At 35.2% G+C, this 22,406-nt stretch carries 20 protein-coding genes; 16 read left to right on the top strand and 4 right to left on the bottom strand.

Annotated features, from left to right (window positions below; all coding sequences use genetic code 11):
* Positions 1 to 202 precede the first annotated feature (202 nt).
* The 3 genes from MNO09_RS25530 to MNO09_RS25520 all read left to right on the top strand — a co-directional run bounded on the left by MNO09_RS25530 (position 203) and on the right by MNO09_RS25520 (position 1,862).
* Positions 203 to 664 carry a CarD family transcriptional regulator gene (locus MNO09_RS25530; RefSeq protein WP_176373181.1) on the top strand — a complete coding sequence of 154 codons (462 nt, stop codon included), beginning with the start codon at positions 203 to 205 and terminating at the stop codon, positions 662 to 664.
* A gap of 552 nt (positions 665 to 1,216) precedes the next feature.
* Positions 1,217 to 1,363 (top strand): BC1881 family protein, encoded by a 147-nt coding sequence (locus MNO09_RS25525; RefSeq protein WP_000738547.1) that lies wholly within the window; start codon positions 1,217 to 1,219, stop codon positions 1,361 to 1,363.
* 265 nt (positions 1,364 to 1,628) lie between these two features.
* Positions 1,629 to 1,862 (top strand): hypothetical protein, encoded by a 234-nt coding sequence (locus MNO09_RS25520; protein ID WP_000340042.1) that lies wholly within the window; start codon positions 1,629 to 1,631, stop codon positions 1,860 to 1,862.
* 345 nt (positions 1,863 to 2,207) lie between these two features.
* On the opposite strand, the gene MNO09_RS25515 is transcribed toward MNO09_RS25520, so the two are convergent.
* The gene (locus MNO09_RS25515) at positions 2,208 to 2,483 is read right to left on the bottom strand and encodes a hypothetical protein (protein WP_001087727.1); all 276 of its coding nucleotides are present in this window, start codon (positions 2,481 to 2,483) and stop codon (positions 2,208 to 2,210) included.
* A 968-nt stretch (positions 2,484 to 3,451) separates the two neighbouring features.
* On the opposite strand from MNO09_RS25515, the gene MNO09_RS25510 reads away from it, so the two are divergent.
* The 4 genes from MNO09_RS25510 to MNO09_RS25495 all read left to right on the top strand — a co-directional run bounded on the left by MNO09_RS25510 (position 3,452) and on the right by MNO09_RS25495 (position 7,098).
* On the top strand, positions 3,452 to 4,444 hold the full coding sequence (locus MNO09_RS25510; RefSeq protein WP_000735169.1) for a hypothetical protein: 993 nt from the start codon (positions 3,452 to 3,454) through the stop codon (positions 4,442 to 4,444).
* A gap of 249 nt (positions 4,445 to 4,693) precedes the next feature.
* Positions 4,694 to 4,990, top strand: a complete 297-nt coding sequence (locus tag MNO09_RS25505; RefSeq protein WP_000606808.1) for a hypothetical protein — start codon at positions 4,694 to 4,696, stop codon at positions 4,988 to 4,990.
* A gap of 220 nt (positions 4,991 to 5,210) precedes the next feature.
* Positions 5,211 to 5,687, top strand: coding sequence for a PH domain-containing protein (locus tag MNO09_RS25500; RefSeq protein WP_001182715.1), 477 nt, complete (start codon positions 5,211 to 5,213; stop codon positions 5,685 to 5,687).
* Positions 5,680 to 7,098: a PH domain-containing protein gene (locus MNO09_RS25495; protein WP_000278139.1), complete on the top strand. Its 1,419-nt coding sequence runs from the start codon at positions 5,680 to 5,682 to the stop codon at positions 7,096 to 7,098. The genes MNO09_RS25500 and MNO09_RS25495 overlap by 8 nt, the downstream gene beginning before the upstream one ends.
* A gap of 110 nt (positions 7,099 to 7,208) precedes the next feature.
* Here the strand turns inward: MNO09_RS25495 and hmoB are convergent, their stop codons facing one another.
* Complete coding sequence (gene hmoB / locus MNO09_RS25490; RefSeq protein ID WP_000644076.1) at positions 7,209 to 7,712, bottom strand: heme-degrading monooxygenase HmoB; 504 nt, start codon at positions 7,710 to 7,712, stop codon at positions 7,209 to 7,211.
* Between the two features lie 127 nt (positions 7,713 to 7,839).
* Here hmoB and MNO09_RS25485 point away from each other — a divergent pair, with 127 nt between their 5' ends.
* The 4 genes from MNO09_RS25485 to hemY all read left to right on the top strand — a co-directional run bounded on the left by MNO09_RS25485 (position 7,840) and on the right by hemY (position 13,584).
* A complete protein-coding gene (locus MNO09_RS25485) occupies positions 7,840 to 9,957 on the top strand; it encodes a transglycosylase domain-containing protein (protein ID WP_000756272.1) in 2,118 nt (705 codons plus the stop codon).
* 189 nt (positions 9,958 to 10,146) lie between these two features.
* A complete protein-coding gene (hemE, locus tag MNO09_RS25480; RefSeq protein WP_000252609.1) occupies positions 10,147 to 11,193 on the top strand; it encodes a uroporphyrinogen decarboxylase in 1,047 nt (348 codons plus the stop codon).
* Positions 11,194 to 11,207: 14 nt separating this feature from the next.
* Positions 11,208 to 12,143: a ferrochelatase gene (hemH, locus tag MNO09_RS25475; RefSeq protein WP_000726799.1), complete on the top strand. Its 936-nt coding sequence runs from the start codon at positions 11,208 to 11,210 to the stop codon at positions 12,141 to 12,143.
* Positions 12,144 to 12,162: 19 nt separating this feature from the next.
* Entirely contained in the window at positions 12,163 to 13,584 is a 1,422-nt protein-coding gene (gene hemY, locus MNO09_RS25470) for a protoporphyrinogen oxidase (protein WP_001228150.1), read from the top strand.
* 39 nt (positions 13,585 to 13,623) lie between these two features.
* On the opposite strand, the gene MNO09_RS25465 is transcribed toward hemY, so the two are convergent.
* Positions 13,624 to 14,976: a DUF4026 domain-containing protein gene (locus MNO09_RS25465; protein ID WP_088106931.1), complete on the bottom strand. Its 1,353-nt coding sequence runs from the start codon at positions 14,974 to 14,976 to the stop codon at positions 13,624 to 13,626.
* A gap of 241 nt (positions 14,977 to 15,217) precedes the next feature.
* Between MNO09_RS25465 and MNO09_RS25460 the strand changes: the two genes are divergently transcribed.
* Both MNO09_RS25460 and MNO09_RS25455 read left to right on the top strand, forming a co-directional pair.
* Positions 15,218 to 17,584, top strand: coding sequence for a DUF6359 domain-containing protein (locus MNO09_RS25460; RefSeq protein WP_078182905.1), 2,367 nt, complete (start codon positions 15,218 to 15,220; stop codon positions 17,582 to 17,584).
* Between the two features lie 104 nt (positions 17,585 to 17,688).
* Positions 17,689 to 17,988: a hypothetical protein gene (locus tag MNO09_RS25455; RefSeq protein WP_001198480.1), complete on the top strand. Its 300-nt coding sequence runs from the start codon at positions 17,689 to 17,691 to the stop codon at positions 17,986 to 17,988.
* A gap of 86 nt (positions 17,989 to 18,074) precedes the next feature.
* On the opposite strand, the gene MNO09_RS25450 is transcribed toward MNO09_RS25455, so the two are convergent.
* The gene (locus tag MNO09_RS25450; protein WP_000984175.1) at positions 18,075 to 18,929 is read right to left on the bottom strand and encodes a hypothetical protein; all 855 of its coding nucleotides are present in this window, start codon (positions 18,927 to 18,929) and stop codon (positions 18,075 to 18,077) included.
* Positions 18,930 to 19,157: 228 nt separating this feature from the next.
* Between MNO09_RS25450 and MNO09_RS25445 the strand changes: the two genes are divergently transcribed.
* The 3 genes from MNO09_RS25445 to MNO09_RS25435 all read left to right on the top strand — a co-directional run bounded on the left by MNO09_RS25445 (position 19,158) and on the right by MNO09_RS25435 (position 22,344).
* Entirely contained in the window at positions 19,158 to 19,559 is a 402-nt protein-coding gene (locus MNO09_RS25445) for a BlaI/MecI/CopY family transcriptional regulator (RefSeq protein WP_000184503.1), read from the top strand.
* Positions 19,560 to 19,561: 2 nt separating this feature from the next.
* Positions 19,562 to 21,499: a M56 family metallopeptidase gene (locus MNO09_RS25440; protein WP_088106932.1), complete on the top strand. Its 1,938-nt coding sequence runs from the start codon at positions 19,562 to 19,564 to the stop codon at positions 21,497 to 21,499.
* 272 nt (positions 21,500 to 21,771) lie between these two features.
* Positions 21,772 to 22,344 carry a TetR/AcrR family transcriptional regulator gene (locus tag MNO09_RS25435; protein ID WP_000963378.1) on the top strand — a complete coding sequence of 191 codons (573 nt, stop codon included), beginning with the start codon at positions 21,772 to 21,774 and terminating at the stop codon, positions 22,342 to 22,344.
* The last annotated feature ends 62 nt before the right edge of the window (positions 22,345 to 22,406 follow it).

Genomic DNA, 22,406 nt, shown 5'->3' with positions numbered 1-22,406 from the left:
ATATAAGCAGGGAAATTTCCCTTCCCTTTATGCGGAATCTGACACACTCCCTATCGTTTTTTGGGGGTCTTTTTTACTTAATTTAATTTTTTTCAAAAAATAAGTTGACTACAAAAATATTTTTATGATATTATAAAATATTTGATAAAAAAACACACATATGTTAAGGTTAAGAAGGTTACCATATATGGAGGTGGATTATATGTTTCAAATTGGCGATAACATTGTTTATCCAATGCACGGAGCAGGTATAATTGAAGCCATAGAAGAAAAAGAATTCTCAGGAAAAAAACAACAGTATTATGTTATAAAAATGTCAATCAGTAATATGAAAGTCATGATTCCTATGGGGAAAATATTAAGTTCGAGTATACGCCCGGTTACTGATATACTTGCATTAAAACACATTATACACATTTTTCAGCATGGAGAATCAGATAGATTATTAACGTGGAAACAAAGGTATAAAGTGAACACGGACAAAATAAAAACGGGTGAAATACAAGAAGGTGCTGAAGTTGTACGTGATTTAATGCGTATGAAGAAAGAAAAGGCACTTAATACAAGAGAAAAAACAATGTTGGATAACGCACATGAATTTTTGATTAGTGAACTAGGATTAATTAAAGGGATCACTGAAAATCAAATAAAAAGTTTCTGTTAGGATTCATTATAGATAATGTATTACATCCCCCGAAAATATCCTGAATTTTTCGGGAATATGATGATTATTAAAAGTAAATCATTTCAAAGACATTCAACTTCTTCAACTCACTTTTAGAGTAGGAACCTCTTTTGTTATTACTTCAATCTAATCCATTTTTATTTTTAAATTTCTTTTACGAACGTTCGAAGTTTCATCAAATAACTCGATTAAATAGTCACTTGATTTTTGCAATCCTGATTCACACTGGCACGGACAAGGATCCGTAAGGATGAAAGAGAGGTAGGGCTTTCATTGTTTTAGGTAATATATTATCTAGGTCATTATTTCTAGAAGAAAAAACAATCGATCTCACCGCTATCTCTTTAAGAATTCCTTATATCTACTGAGACAGTGAATAGGTAATTGTTTATCTCTTCTTTACGTAAAATTGATAAACGAACTGGTAACACCATATGGTCAACTACAAAAAAATGGTTTCCAGACCAGGAAACCATTTTTAACTTCATTTACATAACAATAATAAATTAAGCAGTAAAAAGGAGTACACACATGAAAAAAATGTTAACAAAAGAATTAAGTAATGAATTAAAGAAGCGGGAAGGGATCATTTCTATTACAGTTGAGCCTTATGAAAAAATCGAAGTTGGTGGCATTCGTGTAGATGGACCAGCTGTTATTCTAATTAATCAAGAATAGTTGAATGCATGAAGAAAAGGATCAACCTTTAAAAGAAGGGAGGATCCTTTTTGTTTGCTACTTTTATCTGATGTGTTGGAGTTAAAACGGAAGGAGAGGGTCGGGATTATCATGGTGGAAAGCTTAATATTGGTAGGATTTCTTTTTACGTTATATAAATTAGTTGATAAAAAAATAAGCTGATTATTTAAAAAGATATATTCTTTCCCTTTTAAGGGCGAGATTTATTTGATAGTGAAATGGATAATGTAAAGGAGGAATTTAGATGGATGCAAGGAAAGAACGCATAAAATACAAGAAGATGTCAAAGAACTATGAACATATTTATTTAGTTTCGTTACTACTACTAATTGTACTTGTTTGTAGTAGTGTGGTTATCATAGGAGCGACAGGGGGAACATATGGAGTGTTTTTGTTGTTAGCAATTTTACTTAACGCACGTATTACGAAAGAATCTCAAAAAAAGTATGAGCACTATTCTAATAAAGGGCGTATTTAAAATGATACATAGCCTGAAAGGAACAACCTAGATGTACATGCAAAGTATCCCTATATCATTACCTATTAACTAGTAAAAAAAGAATCGTATATAAATAATTTAGGAATAGAAAACGTAACTTATTAAAATGTTATTTTCGTTCATATAATGAATTATCCTTCTAGCATATTTATAGGATTTATATCATATAGTAAGAGAAAGAATGTAAGCTAGAAAGAAGTCTTATAGAATGAGTTATTTGGAGGGAAATGACTTTAGTGAACAAAATATGGTAAGTGTACCCAATCCCTTAATTTGATTTATAACAGATTGGCGTCATAGAAGACCAAATAAAAACACAGTGTTTTATCTCTGTGTTTCTTCAAATTTTCGTTTTTGAATATATGCTTGGGCATGAATAATTTCTTCCTGAAGCTCTTTTAATTCTTTTATAGATTCTGATTCAATAGCCATGTAAGTAATAACTAAACTGATCATCATATCCATCTTGTCTACTATATTTTGAATGACCTGTTCAGAATGCTCTTTTTTAGGGTGTTGTATTGCCTTTAATACATTTTCCATATAATTGTTTTTTCTTTGCTGGATATCATAAATAAACTGTTTTGTGTTTGAGTTCATTTGTTGTTCCTCCGTTTTGGATATACTTCTATTCTATCATATTTGAATAGAAAATATTGGATTCCCTTAAATTCACACCTGTCTCGTACATCTCCTCAAATATACAAACTAATTCCTTAACTTACAGGGAACAAATCAAAAGGTGTCAATTTTATGTCTAAACATACAATTTTCTTTTTTAGGTATAGTGCCCCTATTATATAATTTCACGTACTATATCAGATGTGTAAAATCTAATTCTTCAATAAGGGGTAGCACCAAAAGAACTCGATGCAAATAGAAACAAAAAGGAAGAAAAATTTCGTCCTATTTTTAATATTTTTATATTTAAAAATGGATATATATATAATGTGAAAATAAAAGGTTAAAGGTCTTCGTAATATTTGGGTGAAAAAAGAGTTATCTATGTAATTAATTTGAGTACTTTAGAAAAGAGGTCTATTTCCTAAAGTATTCAAAGGATGATAGTCCAATAGCAGGTGGAGATGAAATTCGTTTTGGCACTGTATTAGCGCCTTAAAATGTAGATAGGGGAAAATAATGTAAAAAAACTATTGTATATTCAAAACCCTTATGTTACATTTGTGTTACAGTGAAGTTACAAAACGTGACTTATATTACGGTTTGTTTTCTTTTGCCTTTCGGTATGTTACGAATTGAGGTCGTATCCAATCAACCGATAATATGTAAAGTTAAAAAAATAGCAACCTAAAAATAGTTTTTCTATGTGTATAAGAGTGTGTGTAGTAAAGAGCCTGGTGAGAGCTTTACGCACATTATTAAAATTCCTTTCTGTCTTTAAAAGAAGAAAACCAACTACCAACTATTTAGGAGTTTTAAGTAATGATAGTAAATGAAATGTACTTCCTTTCCCACACACAAAGTACATCTTTATTTTCAGTCTAATTACTACACAGACTTTTATACATATGCTGTTATTGTTTTAGGGATATATAGGAGGAGAAAAAATGAAAAAGTTATTAATGGTAATTGGACTTACGTTTTTAATGTTAGCTGGATGTAGTAATGGGAATTTTGACAAAGCAATGGATGAAGGAAAGACCGCGTTAACGAATAAAGAATATAAAAATGCATTATCATCATTTGAAAAAGCGCTAGATGAGAAAAAAGACGATTCAGATGCAAAGATGCTTGTAGAACAAACAAAAGTAATGATTGAAGCAGTGAAGTTAAAAGAAGAAACAAAGGTAGAAGAATCAATCAAGTCATTTGAAAAAGTAGAGAACATGAAGAATGGAAATGCTACGCTTGTAAAACAAGCGAAGGAAGAACGAACAGCATTACTAGCCATCTTAGAGCAAAAAAAGAAGTATAGTGAGCAACTGACGAAAAGTGAAGAGTTAATAAGTAAGAAAAATTATGCAGAAGCGAAAGAAATATTAAATAAGCTAGTTACAGAAACAAAAGATAACAAGAATCTTGAAGAATATAATAAAAAAGCGGTAGGATTAGTTACTAAAATGAATGAAGAAGAAAAAACTGCAAAGAATGAAGCAGCAGCGAAGGCACAAAAAACAAATGCAGTAACGAATCAAAAGGTAGCAACAGAAAAGACTCAAAAAGCTGAGGCAGAAAAAAATCAAAAGGTAGCAACAGAAAAGAACCAAAAAACTGAGACAGAAAAGAATCAGAAGGTAGTAACAGAAAAGAACCAAAAAGCTGAGACAGAGAAGAACCAAAAGGTAGAAGCAGAAAAGAACCAAAAAGTAGAGACAGGAAAGAATCAAAATGCATTTACTTTTGAGAAAGCGAAAGAATATATCAAAAATGAATATAAAGAAGACTATGATTACACGCTAGAGAATACGCAAGTAGAGAATGGAAAGAAATATTATCAAATTAGAGTGCGTACAACATATAAAATAGAAGGCGCAGCCGGATCAGGATTTACTGGCGTATTCAAAGTATTCGAAGACGGTACAATTATTGAAATGCACTAAATTGATGACAAAGGTATCCTCAAAGTATATGAGGGTACCTTTTTTAGCATAAAAAAAGGCATCTAGCAAAAGTACTAGATGCAAATAAAAACACAAGGGAAGATAAATATCTTCCCGTTTCCCGTAAGTAATTATATCAAAAAATTTATAAAAAACTAGCTTTATTTTTTATATAATTGAAGTGTAAAGCTATGAAAGTATAAGATTACACTATTTTTATAGTGTTTTATTAAAAAAGGAGCTGCGTATATGATTAATTTTAAACCAGAAAATTTGAACCAACTATTAAAAATAATGTTAATTAGTGCGAATAAGTCTTATGATGCGATTAAAGATTATGAATTTACGGGAGAAGCAGTAGTATTCCGTGTAGATTTCGAATATATTGACGTTTCTCTAATGATTGTAGATATGTTAGGAAGATCTGCATCTAAATTTAACATTTTGCCATATGCCCGTCCGAATACGAATGAAATAGATTACATTCAGTTTCAAGTGTATGCGATTAATGAAGGGAATTTTAAAGAAATGATTGATACGATGTAGAAAACTATAAAGTGAAACTTTAATCAGTGGGGGATTCATCCCCACTGATTATTAGCCCTCACCAATCGGACGTTTACGGGCAGCCCGACGCCCACCTAACTTCTTTGCTCCAGCTGAAATTTTTGGGGAGTTTTACTGCTCGTTAACGCGGGATAATTTTACAAATATGTATAAACAAACTAATATATAATTAATAAATTCATATAATTGGAGTGATGAAATGCAACCGTTAGAAAGGGAGATTCATTCTAATATGCTGAAAGTGTGGCGAATCCACGCTTTAATTGGGGCAGCGGTTATACTAGCAGTCGTAATTGCGTATTTCTTTTTTATGATCAATTTTAACTGGTGGGGCTGGTTGTTTGGCTTGCTAGTAACAGGAGCTATTACATTTATCCCGCTTGATTATTTTGTGTTTCCAAATTTACGTCAACGTTATTATAGTTACAGATTAAATGAAGAAGAGATTGAGATTCAAAAGGGAATGTTCGTTGTAAAACGCGTACTCATTCCGATGATGCGTGTGCAGCACGTAACGATTGAACAGGGCCCGATTATGAGAAAGTATAATTTAGCAGAATTACATATTTCAACAGCGGCAACTTCTCATAGTATTCCAGGCTTAACGAAGGAAGAAGCAGAGCAGCTGAAAAGACAAATTGGAGAACTTGCGAAAGTGAGTGATGAGGATGTATAAGAGGCAACATCCAATCACGATATTGTTAGGTATTCGAATTGCGACTTTGTTGCCTTTTATTTTTCTTGTTTTATTTCGATCTGATGGTCAAGTGAAACCTTGGTATCTCTTACATCTTGTTCTTTTATTTGTATTATTTATTATGGCAATTTTCTCAGCGATAAAATGGTATTTCAAAGTGTACTGGGTTGAAAATAATATTTTACATATTAAACACGGCGTTTTTGTAAAGAAAGAAAGTTACTTAAATAAAGAACGTGTGCAAAATATTAGTACATCTTCTAACATCATTTATCAAATACTTGGGCTTACGAAGTTAAACATAGAAGTAGCGGGCGGCGGTAGTGATCCAGAAGTGATGTTAGCTGGCATTAGAGAAGAGGAAGCGAAGGAACTGATTGCCTTATTACATAAAGAAAGAAGTGTTGTGACTGAAGAAGTACCCATGGCAGAAGAAAGTAAGACGATTTATCAGTTAACGATGAAAGAGATTTTAGCAGCTTCCATTACGTCTGGTAGATTCGGATTAGTGTTTTCAGGATTACTTCTTATTTACACAGAGTTTAATCAATTTCTTCCAGAATGGCTCATCAATAAAGTAGAAGCGTATGTGATGGATAACGGTGTATATGAATTAATCATTATGGCCGCGATTTTAATGGCGGTTTCGTGGGTCATTTCAACAGCTGGTTATGCGTTAAAATATGCGAACTTTAAAATTGAGCGAAACAGAAATGAAATTCGCATCGTGCAAGGGTTATTTGATAAGAAAGAGTTTGTTTTAAAACTACACCGCATTCAAGCAATTACAGTGAAAGAAGGAATTCTTCGCCAGCCTTTCGGTTATTGCTCTGTCGAAGTGGAAGTTATTCAAAGTATAGAAGCAGCAGGGCATGAAGTAATGTTACATCCTTTTATGAAGAAAAAAGATGTCCAGCAGTTACTTACATATTTGCAGTTGCCGTATGAAACGGAAGAGGAAATCGTTCATTTAACGAAGGCCGCATTACGTCGTTACGTAATAATGGGCTGGATTACAAGTGCCATACTCGCTGTGCCGATCGTCGGTGCGAGTATATATTTTAAGCAAAATATGGCGTTATTCACTTTAATACCACTATTTATCGCATTTACGCTACTTGCATATGCCCGGTATAAAAGTGGTGGATATATAATACGAGACAATCAGTTAGTCATGGTATACCGCGGCCTTGCCAAATATACAGGAATCATGCGAAGAAGGCATGTTCAAGCAGTAGGATACAATCAATCATATTTTCAAAAGAAAGACGAGCTATGTATAGCTGTCGTATCAGTGGCGGGGCATAGATATGAAGTGAAGCATATGCGAAAAGAAGATGCACTTTGTATATATAATTGGTACAAAGAAAAAGGAAACACCGGTGCGTAATGGTGTTTCCTTTTTTCTGTCGTGATTTGTCGATAAGTCGATATATCTCAAAAATCGCTTATGTAATTTCATGTACCGCATCTCTGGAGGAACTACAGTACAAAAACCCCTTAAACTAACACATCAAAAGTAGTCACAAATGACGGACGAGAGAAAATACTTTTCTGCTGTTCTGCATGTGGATGTGCTTGAGCCTGAGTTTGTCCTTCTGCTTGTGCAGGGCGTTTTTTATGAGCATTTTCGAATGAACGTGATTCTGTCCAGTCTTTAAAGTTTTGTTCCGTTTCCCACATCGTTAAGATGACATATGTATCGTTACTTAATGGGCGTAGAACGCGGATCGCTTGGAATCCTGGTTCGTTTTCGATAAGGCCTGCGCGGTTTTTAAAACGGTTTTCAAATACTGGGCGACCTTCGTCTGTTACAGAAATGTTGTTACAAACGATGTAGCCAGGTTGTCCTTTAAATTCACCAACAGCGTCTAATACGTCATACTTAAGTGATCCTTCTACAGATTCTTCTGTATTTTCTTTATAAAACATATCTTTTTCATTATTTTTTGCAGTGAAATGTGCTTGTTCTAGAGGTGTTTCGTATGAAATAATAGCCTTCATTTTAATGCCCCCTTAATTGTTTGTTTCTATTATATCAACTCTCTTAAAAAACTTCGAAGATTATATACATAAAGATACTTCTTTTTCAAATAATAAATGTACCATCATTTGGAAAGAAGGCCGATGTATGAAGAAAGTAAAGTGGACTTTATTAGGTGGATTAGCAACGCTTGTATTAGCGATTGTACTTTATAAACTTATTGTGTTAGCTGGTGGCTATATGATGGATGAAAAGCAGCTCGTTTTCCACTCTTCATCACGTATCGTTGACCAGAAAGGGAAAGAAATTACGAAATTATACGTAGAAAATAGAGACCTCGTACCAATCGAGCAAATTCCAAAATACGTGCAGCAGTCATTTATTGCGGTGGAAGATTCTCGCTTTTATGAGCATCAAGGAATTGATTACCCGTCTATATTCCGGGCTCTTTATAAAGATACGTTAGCTGGAGAAAAGGTAGAGGGCGGTAGTACGATTACGCAGCAACTAGCGAAAAACGTCTTTTTAACTCGTGAAAAAACAGTTACGCGTAAATTGAAGGAAGTCGCAATTTCCCTTCAATTAGAGCAAAAATATACGAAGCAACAAATTCTTGAAATGTATATGAATCATATTTATTTTGGGCATGGGGCTTACGGTATTCAAGCAGCAGCAAAGTTGTATTTTAATAAAAATGTAGAAGATTTAACAGTAGAAGAAGGTGCAATGCTTGCAGGTCTTCCGAAGTCACCAAACGGATATTCACCTTATTTCTCTCCAGAGAAGAGCAAGGAGCGCCGTGATCTCGTATTGTCACTGATGCATAAACAAGGCTATTTGACTGCCGAAGAGAGCGTACGTTATCAAGGAAAGACCATTGCTCTTTACAAAAACTTAGATGAGAATGAACTCGCATATATGCCGTATATTGATATGGTTATAGATGAAGCAGCTCGTTTATACGGATTGTCTCATCAAGAAGTACTTCGCGGAGGATATACGTTTGTCGTTCCGATGGATGAAAAAGTTCAAAAGGTAGCGTATAACCAGTTTCAAGATGCGAGGAATTTCCCTGGTAAAGAAGAGGGGGCGCAAGGTGCTTTTTTATTAATGGATAATCGTACGGGCGGAATTAAAGCGGCGATTGGCGGAAGAAAGTATGTCCCGAGAGGCTTTAATCGTGTTTTTGCAAAAAGACAGCCGGGATCTGTGCTAAAACCACTTATTGTCTATGCACCAGCACTCGAAACGAAAAAATATAATCCGTATTCTTTATTAACGAATGAAAAAACTTCTTTTGAAGGTTATGAACCTCGAAATTACAATCGTCAATATACGAAAGAAATGACGATGTATGATGCGATTTTAGAGTCAGCAAATGTACCGGCAGTTTCTTTATTAAATGAGTTAGGGGTAGAAGAAGGAAAGCAATATTTAGAGAAAGGAAATGTTCCTATTGCCGATGCTGGTTTAAGTACAGCACTTGGCGGGCTGAAAAATGGTGTTTCAACATTTGATCTTGTGAAAATGTATCGTGCATTTTTAGCAAATGGCGCTATTATTGAGCCGCACGTGATTGATAAAGTGTTAAATAGACACGGCGCAGTCATTGGAGAATCGCCAAAAGTAGAAACGAAAATTTTCTCGAAACAAACGGCATGGTATATGACGAAAATGTTAGAAGGGGTTGTGAAGGAAGGGACAGCGAAAGCAGGCATATATAGCGGTGCATTAGCTGGGAAAACAGGTACAACTTCCTTACCAAATGACGATAATGGAGCTAGAGATATGTGGTTCGTTGGCTATACGCCAAATTTAGTAGGCGCTGTTTGGATTGGTTATGACCGTACGGATAAAGAGCATCAGTTGCAAGGAGAAAGTGCGTCAGCAACGAAATTGTTTAAGAAAATTTTAACGAAGGCAAAAGTAGAACAGAAAGAGCAGTTTATGAAACCAGAAGGTGTGGAAACAATCGGTGCTCCGATTCGTTTGCGCAAGATTGAAGATGTGAAAGTGAAATTAGCGTTTAGCCCTTTCGGTTTATTTAAAGCAAAATTAAGCTGGACACCACTTCCAGATGAAAGAATTATGTATCGCATCTATAGAGTGGAAAACGGGATCCATACGCATGTAGGTACTGTAAATGGTGCCGGGGAATATGAGGAAAAGTTCGTTAACATCTTTTCAAAACCGAGTTTTTACGTTGTACCATATAACACACAAACGAATCGCGAAGGGGAAAAGTCAAAAGTAGCTAAACCATAGTTTTTCTCTGTGCTATAATAAGAATGTTGTGAAAATAGTAAGCGGTTTTACGAATGTTTGTGTCAATTTCATGAACAACGTACATAATGTTATGCATTTTGTTTTTACAAGCTGTATAGTAAAAAAAGATAAATATCGGAATAGAACGTATTTAGAGCAAAAGCATTGGCAAGGAAGGGAGCAAGGGTCTTGGTAAGAACTATAAATGAGACATTTTTAAAAGCATGTAGGGGGGAACGTACTGATTATGTACCAGCATGGTATATGCGTCAAGCAGGTCGTTCGCAGCCGGAATATAGAAAGATAAAAGAAAAGTATTCTTTATTTGAAATTACACATAATCCAGAGTTATGTGCTTACGTTACAAAGTTGCCGGTTGATCAATATAACGTAGACGCAGCAATTCTTTATAAAGATATTATGTCACCACTACCTGCAATTGGTGTGGATGTAGAAATTAAATCAGGTATTGGCCCAGTTATTGATAATCCAATCCGTTCTTTACAAGACGTAGAAAAACTAGGGGAAATCAATCCAGAAGATGACGTACCGTACATATTAGATACGATTCGTTTATTAACGACAGAAATGTTAGACGTACCGTTAATCGGTTTTTCAGGAGCTCCATTTACACTAGCGAGCTATATGATTGAAGGCGGTCCATCTCGTAATTATCATAATACGAAAGCGTTCATGTATGCAGAGCCGAAAGCTTGGTTCGCTTTAATGGATAAGCTAGCAGATATGGTTATTACATATTTAAAAGCACAAATTAACGCAGGAGCAAAAGCTGTTCAAATTTTCGATTCTTGGGTTGGAACAGTAAATGTAGCAGATTACCGCGTATTTATTAAACCGGCAATGGAGCGTATTTTTGCAGAAGTTCGTCCGATGGGTGTACCGATGATTATGCACGGCGTAGGAGCTGCACACTTAGTAAATGAATGGCACGATTTACCGCTTGATGTAGTAGGCTTAGATTGGCGCTTACCGATCGAAGAGGCACGCGCACGCGGCGTTCATAAGGCGGTACAAGGAAATATGGACCCTTCATTCTTACTTGCACCATGGTCTGTTATTGAAGAACATGTAAAAGGTATTTTAGATCAAGGGATGAAACAGCCTGGTTATATCTTTAACTTAGGACACGGTGTATTCCCAGAAGTAAATCCAGATACATTAAAACGTTTAACTACATTTATTCATGAATACTCTAAAGGGCAGTTAGCGAAGTAAAGGAGAATTGCTGTATGAAAAAGAAAATTGGTTTGCTTGTAATGGCATACGGAACGCCATATAAAGAAGAAGATATTGAACGTTACTATACACATATTCGCAGAGGAAGAAAGCCAAGTCCTGAAATGCTAGAAGATTTAACAGAGCGTTACCGTGCAATTGGTGGTATTTCTCCTTTAGCTACTATTACATTAGAGCAAGCTAAAAAGTTAGAACAGCGTTTAAATGAAGTACAAGATGAAGTAGAGTACCATATGTATCTTGGCTTAAAACATATCGAACCGTTCATTGAAGATGCAGTGAAAGATATGCATAACGACGGTATACAAGATGCAATCGCACTTGTTCTTGCGCCGCACTATTCTACATTTAGCGTGAAATCGTATGTAGGACGAGCACAAGAAGAAGCTGAGAAACTTGGAAACTTAACAATTCACGGCATTGATAGCTGGTATAAAGAACCGAAATTCATCCAGTACTGGGTTGATGCAGTGAAAGGTATATATAACGGTATGGCAGAAGCAGAGCGTGAAAAAGCAGTATTAATCGTATCTGCACATAGCTTACCAGAAAAAATTATCGCACTTGGCGATCCATATCCAGACCAATTAAATGAAACAGCTGACTATATTGCAAGAGGTGCTGAAGTAGCAAACTATGCAGTAGGTTGGCAAAGTGCAGGAAACACGCCAGATCCTTGGATTGGTCCAGATGTACAAGATTTAACGAGAGAACTAAATGAAAAGTACGGTTATACTTCATTCGTATACGCACCAGTTGGATTTGTTGCGGAACATTTAGAAGTTTTATATGACAACGACTTTGAGTGTAAAGTTGTGACAGATGAAATTGGCGCGAAATATTATCGTCCAGAAATGCCAAATGCATCGGACGCATTTATTGATTGCTTAACAGATGTTGTATTAAAGAAAAAAGAATCTGTATTGTAAAAAGAAAGGGGGAGCATGCTTGAGGAAAAAAGTTGTAGTCATCGGCGGTGGCATCACAGGATTAACAACAATGTATAACTTGCAAAAAGAAATTCATGACAAGAACTTGCCGATCGATACATTACTGATAGAAGCATCGGGTAAACTTGGCGGGAAAATTCAAACCGTTCGAAAAGGTGGATTTACAATTGAACGCGGGCCGGATTCTTTCTTAGCACGAAAAGAAAGTGCAGCTAGATTAGCGCGAGAATTAGGTCTTGGCGATGAACTTGTAAATAATAAGGCCGGTCAATCATTTATCCTCGTAAACAATCGGTTACATAAAATGCCGAGCGGATCGATGATGGGAATTCCAACGCAAATTACGCCGTTTCTATTTTCCAAGCTGTTCTCCCCAATTGGTAAACTAAGAGCTGGTTTTGATCTGTTAATGCCGAGATCAAAACCAGTATCTGATCAATCACTCGGGCAGTTTTTCAGACATCGCCTCGGAAACGAAGTGGTTGAAAATTTAATAGAACCATTACTATCGGGTATTTATGCAGGGGATATTGATGAAATGAGCTTAATGTCAACATTCCCGCAAATGTATCAAATTGAGCAGAAGCATCGCAGTATTTCACTCGGTATGCGTACACTTGCCCCGAAAAAAGAGACATCTGAACCGAAAAAAGGAATCTTCCAAACAGTGAAAACAGGCTTAGAATCTATCGTAGAATCTCTCGAAATGAAGATGCATGAAGGTACGATAATAAAGGGAACACGCATTGAAAAAATTGCAAAACTTGGTGATGGTTATACGATTACTCTTAGTAACGGAAAAGAAATAGAAGCGGACGCGGTCGTAGTGGCAACATCACATAAAGTATTGCCATCTATGTTCGCGCAGTACAAGCAGTTTCGTTTCTTCCGCAACATTCCGTCCACATCAGTTGCGAATGTGGCAATGGCTTTCCCGAAATCAGCCATTCAGCGCGATATTGATGGTACAGGATTTGTCGTATCTCGAAATAGCGACTACACAATTACAGCATGTACGTGGACACATAAAAAATGGCCACATACAACGCCAGAAGGAAAAACGCTTCTTAGGTGTTACGTTGGACGACCTGGTGATGAAGCAGTTGTAGAACAAACAGAAGAGGAACTTGTTAGGCTTGTACTAGAAGACTTACGAAAGACGATGGATATTACAGAGGATCCAGAGTTTACAGTCGTAAGCCGCTGGAAAGAAGCAATGCCCCAATATACAGTAGGTCATAACGAGCGAATGAAGAAACTCACAACATTTATGGAAAAAGAGTTGCCAGGAATATACTTGGCAGGTAGTTCTTACGCTGGTTCTGGTCTTCCGGACTGTATTGATCAAGGTGAGAAAGCTGCAAAGCGTGTACTATCTCATTTGGAGAAAGTAATGGATACCGAATTAATTGCACAGTAAAGTGAAACGCCTTCAATCACATTGAAGGCGTTTCGTTACTTATTCACCAATAAACATATATAAATTATTTGGCTTTATAATGGTATCCCCTGCATAAATAACCCACTCTGTTAAGTTAGCAAAATCTAACTGATAACTATTTCCTTCACTCATATCTTTTATAAAATATGGTTCATTAATGAGTATTCCTTGAATAAAATCTTCCGTAATGTTTTGCATTTCAAACCACATATGTTCGCTTTTTCCTTCTTCGTAGGAGACACCAAACTTAGCAAGGAAACGAAAATCTTCATTTGATTGTTCAATGTGAAAAATATTGCTGAAATACCCGAAAGTATTCTTCGCATTGTAAGCCATACGATCGGTTTCACTATTTGTTTTATAGAACATGAGCCCTGTAGCTTCCTCGTGTTCTTTGAAAAAACTTTCAATATATTCTTCTGAAGTATTAAATTTGAATAAGAGAACGGACGGAGATTGATGGTATTCATCTCGGTCATCCATCCCGCCTAAGAATACGTTTTGTGCATCTATTGGTTGTAGTTTCACTTCTTCATCCTCGATTGAAGACAATTGATCCATACTCGTTTTATGCCCAATATAAGATAATCCCTTTTCCCACGGAACAGCTACTGTATGTATAGAACCTTGCTGACTATGCGCGATCACGATAGGCTCATTCATAGGGACTTGTCCATTCTCAACGGCATTATTAGCAAATGTTTGAAAGAGATCACCAATGCCGTAGTAGGATGAAATGCGATTTGGAATAATTAATTCTATTTCTGTTACGCCTGCTCTTAAAAGGCCATGTGTATGAAACCAATATTGCGTAGGCTCACCTTCTTTATCGTCTTCATAAACAGAATGAATAACATACAAGTCAGGAATGTCAGGTAATAATTCATTTTCAACGTGATATTCAATATAGCTTCTAGATATTACTTTCATTGCTGCACTTGAATCGATTACAAATAACAAATCTGGAGCGAGGTTCCATAAAAACTGTAACTGCTGGAAAAAGCAGTCCAGCACATCGCCTACAAATAGCGTACGAGCGAAAATTTCAGTGCCATAAGCAGCATCTTCAAAATTACGATCTACGATTGTAGAATCTTGTCTATTGTACATTTTATATTCTTCTGGATTGCTCGTTTCATCAATATGCAGTTCATACGGTATGATTGTTTCATCCATATGTAACTCAACAATAAGGCTTATCTCATCACTGTAAACAATTTTTAATTCATCCACTTTAGTAGAGATAGTCTCTAGCCGCTGTTTTAACTGTTCAATCGTAATTCTAGTTGGTATAACAGCAATCATATCTGAAAAATGACGTTCTAATGTTCCATTCATAGCTGCGCGGTATGTTTCTGTTTGCACTTCCATCCAATCACTCCTATTCAAATGACTACATTGTACATGCCAATGAAATTTCGATATTTTCTGTTTTCTCTCTCTAACATTATAGAGCGCATTCGTAGAAGGTGTAAAATTATTATTTTGTATTATAGTTTGAAAGCTTGTAAATTAAATAAATTTTTTGTAAAACTTGTCGAAATATAGTTCTATATAACGAATCATTTGATATGATAGAAATGCTGAGAAAATATGAAATAGGGAGAGGAAAATGACTGTGAAGAAATTGTTAAGTGTCTTTTTATCATTCATACTATTGCTTTCATTTACTGGAACTTTAGTACAAGCAGAAGAAACGGCTTCTATGTCAGTAGAAAAAGCAATTCAAGTATTTAAGCAGCAAGGGAAAACGAAGGGGATAGTGGAAGGATATATCGTTGGATATACGCAAAGTCCTTCTAAATACACGAAAGATCCAGCTAAGTTTGATGATACAAACGTAGCAATTGCGGATTCGCCAAATGAAACGAATCCAGACAAAATCATGCCTGTTCAGTTGCCAAAGGGTGATGTGAGAGCGGCAGTAAATGTGAAAGATCATCCTGAAAATATCGGGAAGAAAGTTAGTTTAACAGGGACGCTTGAATTATATTTTAGTAGCCCAGGTTTAAAATCGGTAACGGCTCATAAGTTTCAAGGGGAAGGACAAAACCGTGTTAGCGATGTAGTAGCTTCGCCTGGTAGTGGAGAAGTTGCGAAGGGAACAGCGGTAACATTAACAACGAATACAGAAGGAGCAACAATCTACTATACGTTAGATGGCTCTAACCCTACAAATAAGAGTGTTCGTTATAACGGACAAATTGTAGTGAATGAAAATAGTGTGATTAAAGCAATCGCAGAGAAAGAAGGGCTTACTTCTTCAGCGGTTTCAACATTTTCATTTATTATCGTAAATAATGAACCAGTTCGTATTCATGATATTCAAGGGAAATCACATGTTTCTCCTTACAAAGGGAAGAAAGTATACAATGTGGAAGGCGTTGTAACAGCACTTGATAAAAATGGTTTTTATATAGAAGATAACCAGCCGGATAATGATCCAGCTACGTCAGAAGGTATGTACGTATACAAAAAAGATGCGAATGTAGCGGTAGGAGATCTTATTCAAGTTGATGGAGAAGTAGAAGAATATGTTGGACCTGGGTATGCAGAAAGGTTTGACACAGATTTAACGACGACGGAAATTAAAGCGAGCCGCGTTGCTGTAATCGCAAAAGATCAACCTTTACCAGCACCGATTGTACTTGGAGAAAACGGTGTGAAAATCCCTGATCAAATTATCGATAATGATGCATTCGGTTTATTTGATCCAAATGAAGATGCAATCGACTTTTATGAAAGTATAGAAGGTATGCGCGTTACGATGCCAACGCCAAAAATTATTGCACCTCAGAAAAACGGAAATTTATATGTAACAGTAGAAAATGGCGGAAATAAAGTCGTAACGAAATACGGCACACCTGTATTAGATGAAAATCAATTAAACCCAGAGCGTCTTTCAGTAAAAGTACCTCGTGATTATGTAGCAAAAGTAGGAGATACTTTCACTGGAGATATAACAGGGGTAGTCGGATATGATTACGGTTCGTTCCGCATTTCGCCAATAACGGAATTACCATCTGTAGTGGACGGTGGATTTAAGCAAGTAGGCGCGAATATTCAGCCTCGTCTTGATAAGTTAACAGTTGCTACATATAACATTGAAAACTTCTCGGCGAATAAAAAAGAAACAACAGATGAAAAAGTAAAAGCGTTAGCGTATTCTATTAAATACAATTTAAAAATGCCAGATATTATCGGTGTAGAGGAAATGCAAGATAATAACGGAACGATTAATGACGGTACAACAGATGCTTCATTAAGCGCAAAACGTATCATTGATGCAGTTCTAGAAATTCGTGGACCGAAGTATGAGTATGTAGAAATTGCTCCCAATAATAATCTAGACGGAGGAGCACCAGGAGCGAATATTCGCGTCGGTTTCTTCTACAACCCATCACGCGTGAAATTAGCAGCAGTACCGAAGTTACTTGATAAAAATGTCATTCGCATTGGAGACGAAAGTTCATTATTTGAAAGTACACGTAAACCGCTTGCAGCAGAATTTACGTTCCAAGGACAAAACGTTGTTGTCGTTGCAAATCACTTAAACTCAAAAATAGGAGATGCAACGCCATTTGGAAAAGTGCAGCCGCTCGTATTAAAGAGTGAAGAAAAACGAATTCAATTAGCGCAAGAAGTAAATCAATTCGTACAAGGAATTCAGAAAAAGAACACGAATGCACCAGTTGTTGTGTTAGGGGATATGAACGATTTTGAGTTCGCTAAACCACTAAAAACACTAGAAGGAACAAACTTAAAAAATATGTTAAACACAGTGCCGAAAGACAACCGCTACACGTACATTCATGAAGGAAATGCACAAGTGTTAGATCATATTTTAGTAACAAACAACATCGCACCGCACACAATTGTAGATCCAGTACACTTAAACTCAAACATTATGAAAGAACATGGACGTGTAAGTGACCACGACCCAGTACTTGCTCAAATTGATTTGAAGAAAGCTTCTTAAATAGTCATGAAAGAACGCTTAGAGATATACTGAGCGTTCTTTTTCTGTAAAAATCATGTTAAAATTAATTAAAAATTCAGCTTTTTATAATGAGGAGGTTAAAAATGCAAGTGTGGTTAAATGGAAAATTAATGAATCAGCTTGCAATTTTTTTCAGTACAATCGTCATGCTCCAATTTGTAGCAGAGGTAACAGGACTTACTCAAAATTTGGATATTACATATAACTTAATACATACAGCATCGTCCTATGTAACATTTAGTTTGGCAGTCATTTTTACTTTAATAGGTGCAAGAAGAGAATTAAGTACATATGCAATTATTTTATTATGTTCAGTTGTAGGTATTAAAGCGATTTATTTTGCGGCGGTCGTTATTTTATGGGGATTGGCAGGTACGCCGTAAAGGGGAGATGATTATATGAGTAATGATAATAAGAGCGTAATTCTCTAAGCTAGCTTAGGGAATTACGCTCTTATTCGTTCAATGATTTAGTCTGAAATTGCTTGAAACGCTTTTCTACATCGATCTCTTTTTTGCAATCTTCTTCTATATTTTTTTCTATCTCGCTTTACTCCTTGTATATACATAAATAAGCTAACGAGAAGGAAGAAAGTACATTGCATCGTTAAAATGTACGGTGACATGCCTTGCAATGGTTGCTTTGGATCATATAAATGAAAAGGTGCTCCGCCTATTGTAGGGAATATTGTATTTAGCAGGACGTAAGGAATGGAGGCAACTGCAAATGGAAAGAGAATTGCCATATAGTCCTTTTGTGACCATACAGATGCAGCAAGTCCTAAAAGAGCCATTAAACCTGCAAATAAAAAATTAATTCCGATATATACAGTAATGTAAGCGAGAGGTGCATCGAAATATAGGTTTGCAAACATTCCGTCATCATTTATGATGCCTGAACCTGCCGTAGGTTCTCCGTCTGGAATAGTTAATTTGCAAAATAATAACGATAAGATGAATGGAAATGTATAAAGAAATCCTCCGCAAAAAAACGTAACGATATATTTCATTACTGAATAAGGAAATAAAGAAATCCCCTTACTCACAAACGGTTTAAAACCATCTGACTTATCCGAATTGTAACTTGTACTAAAGGGAAAACTCGCAATAACTGGCATTAATAATAAATAAACATCCATTTCATTGTCGCGAAATCCGATCCATTTTATATCTGTTGAAATAGGTCCACTCGCAGCGTCTCCTAAATAACGAAGTACATAATAATAGTGATAAATGCAAATAAGAACGAATCCACTAAGCATCATAATTAAAGAAATACGACTACAAAAAGCTTGCTTTATATTTAAACGAAGCGCACGCATCATGACTGAAAAAGCCTCCACTATTTTGATAAACTTGTCTATTTTCTATATTACTATTAAATGTAAGGATTTTCTTGTTTTTTTATTTGATTATTTGAAAAAAGGGAAATTTGTTGTTGTTAAGTAAGGTTTAACTGAAACTTTATTTTCTAAAATATGGTTGACAATTTAGTATTACATTTGTAATCTTAATTGTAGATTACAAATGTAATATGAAGGAGTGAAATGTTTATGACAAATCAATTACCTAAAATATCTGAAGCTGAATTAGAAATTATGAAAGTACTTTGGTCTAACTCTCCACAAACAGCGAATGAAATTATAGAAGAACTAGAAGATGCAATGGACTGGAAACCGAAAACAATCCGTACATTAATTAATCGGTTAGTACAAAAGGAAGCTGTTTCTTACCATCAAGATAAAGGGCGCATGTATGCTTATTATCCGTTAGTATCACAAGATAATTATTTGCAAGTTGAAACAAAATCTTTGCTAAAGCGTTTTTGCGGCGCAGCGTTTAAGCCATTACTTGTTAATTTCTTAAAAGAGGAAAAATTGTCTTCAGAAGATATTAATGAACTGAAACGCATTTTAGATGAGAAGACAGAGGAGAACAAGAGGAAGGATAGATAACAATGATAGACACGCTTATAAATGTATACCTTCCTCATTTTTTTGATTGGCTTATAGAAACGTCACTTATGGCTAGCATATTAGTTGGATTTATTTTATGTATAAAAGTACTATTTAGAAATAAATTAACGCCCCGATGGCAATATATGCTGTGGATCGTACTAATGATAAGACTCCTTTTACCTTGGTCACCAGATAGCTCTTATAGCATTTATTCATTATTTTCCTATAGTTCTAGTGTATCGGAAGTTATTCAAAAAAATGCACCTTCACGTGAGAATACAGTGAATAACGAGATGAAACAGACAGTGGAATTAGAATCAAATTCTGAAACTGTGACAAAGAATAGTGAACCTGAAGTAAACGTGAGTGCGGAACAACAGACTACACTTTCTTTATACAAAATCGCTCTATATGTTTGGTTAGTTGGGGTAATCGTATTAGCAATCATCACGTTTATTACAAATAGACGTTTATATTCTTACATAAAGAAACAACCGGATATTACGGATGAACAGGTCGTTACAGTGTTTAATCTCTGTAAGCAGTCTATGAAAATGAAGAAGGCAGTTTCATTACGTCTAGCAGGAAAGATTGCGAGCCCAACTGTTTTTAGTTTCTTTCGCCCAAAAGTATTACTATCAAAAAAACATATAAAAGTATTAAATGAGCAACAATTACAATATGTCTTTTACCATGAGTTAGCTCATATTAAAAGAAGCGATGTAGCTGTAAATTGGATTATGTACAGTTTAATCCTATTAAATTGGTTCAATCCGATTCTTTGGTACGCCTATTTCTGTATGCGAGAAGATCAAGAATTAGCCTGTGATGCATATGCGCTTACGTTTATAGATAAAGAGGAGCAAATTGCATACGGTCATACAATCATTACCCTTTTAGAACATTATTCCTATCAAGTACCAAGCCTAGCAAATTTAAGTAGAAATAAACGAACATTAAAAAGGAGAATCGTTATGATTAAAAATTTCCAAAAGAAATCGTATCGTCTGTCTTTACTTGGAGTTATTGCTATAGCAGCTATAGCAGGCGGATTTTTATTAAATGCAAGGATAACTGAGGGGGATGAAAGACAGAAAGAAAAGGTTGTAGAAAAAAAGCAATCTAAAGCGGCTTTTGAAGAAGCAATAGAAACAGTATTAGGTACACCGGAGAATGCAAGTAGAGAATGGGGGATGTCAATAAAGTCATATAAAATGAATACAGATTTTTTGTATTTGGCAGAAAAGAATTTTACGAAAGAAGAATTTGAGCAGTATGTTCAATTATTTAAGGAAGCGCAAGAAATTCATAAGAAAGCAATGGTTAAGAAAAATGTGCCTGAGAATTATGATGGAGATACAAAGGAATATAAACCTGAACGCTTGAAGAAAGCTGATCAAGAAAGACTAGCTACTATTGAGAAGACATTAAAACCGCTTGGAGATAAGCTGGAGAAGTCTTTAACATATACTATGGAAGAAGCAAAAGAACATGTACCGTTTCAAATTAAGCAGCCGACTTATATACCTGAAGGTTATGAATTAAAGAGAGAATGGGCTGACTCATATTTTGGAAGAGATGTAGAATTAGTTACTAAATCAGAATATACAAAAGGGAAATATGGTTTTACAATTTATCAGTCAAGGATGTATATGGATGGTAATAAGGATCCACTACACTATATGATGCCTGGAGAAGAGAATCTAGAAAGTTATAGTTTAGACGGGAAAGGAATGGTCTATAATAAATCTTCTCATGGAGAGGGTAAGTTAAAAGGGCTCAAAATGTTTGTACCAGCACAAGGTAAGAATAGTGAGTATCAAATTGTCATAGTGAATGATATGTTTACAAGAGATACAAAGATATACGAAGAGATAATCGATGATGAGCTAACTAAGAAAGAGATGGAGAAGATTTTACTTTCTATGTCAAAATAAAAGACAGTGTTCTTAAACTTTTGATTTTAAGAACACTGTCTATTTTATTAAATTTCTAGTGGGATCTAGCCACCAATTATTATGAATATATTCTAGCTTTCCATACATGTATACTTTTTGATACACTATGGACAGTATGATATAACTTGACTGGAATTTTTTATACTGGAAATAATAAAAAAGAGAACTTGTATAGAATGTAAGCGTGTGGTAATATCAAAGATGTACTGATTGACTGTATTATCCAATTGGTCATTTTTGGAGGTGACGATGTGGCGATAGATCGAAAACGTTCTATTATTGAAGCTGCAACAAAGTCTTTTTCAGCGTTCGGTTATAAAGCAACAACGATGGATCAAGTAGCGAAGTTAGCGAATGTAGGAAAAGGAACGATTTATACTTTTTTCAAAAATAAAGAAGAGCTATTTGGTGAAATTATTTCTAATTTAATTACAGAAATGAAGCAAGTTGCAGAAAATGCAATTCGTTCAGATGTTTCATTTTTTGAAAATGTACATAGAGCATTATATAGCATATTAGAATTCAGAAAAGAACATCAGCTCATGATTAAGTTAATTCAAGAAGAGCGTGATATGGGAACGAAAGAAGTACAAGAAGTGATGCAACAAGTAGATGTGGAAATCGTTTCTGTCATTCAATCGTATTTAAAGATTGCGATTGAAAAAGGTGAGATTAGCAAATGTGATCCAGAAATTACAGCATTTATTATGCTTCGCTTATACGTATCGCTTATTTTTGATTGGGAAAAAAATCATGAACCGCTAGAAAAAGAAAAAATCGCAGAATTATTTGAACTTTATTTATTAAAAGGATTGTCAAATTAAGATAATCCTTTTATTATTATAAAAAGTGACCACTTGAACAAAATGGTCATATATTTATTTTA

This window comes from Bacillus sp. N5-665, from assembly GCF_022637375.2.
GTDB lineage: Bacteria > Bacillota > Bacilli > Bacillales > Bacillaceae_G > Bacillus_A > Bacillus_A wiedmannii.
Note: the sequence above shows the minus strand (reverse complement) of the source record. Positions and strands in the feature narration are given on the sequence as shown.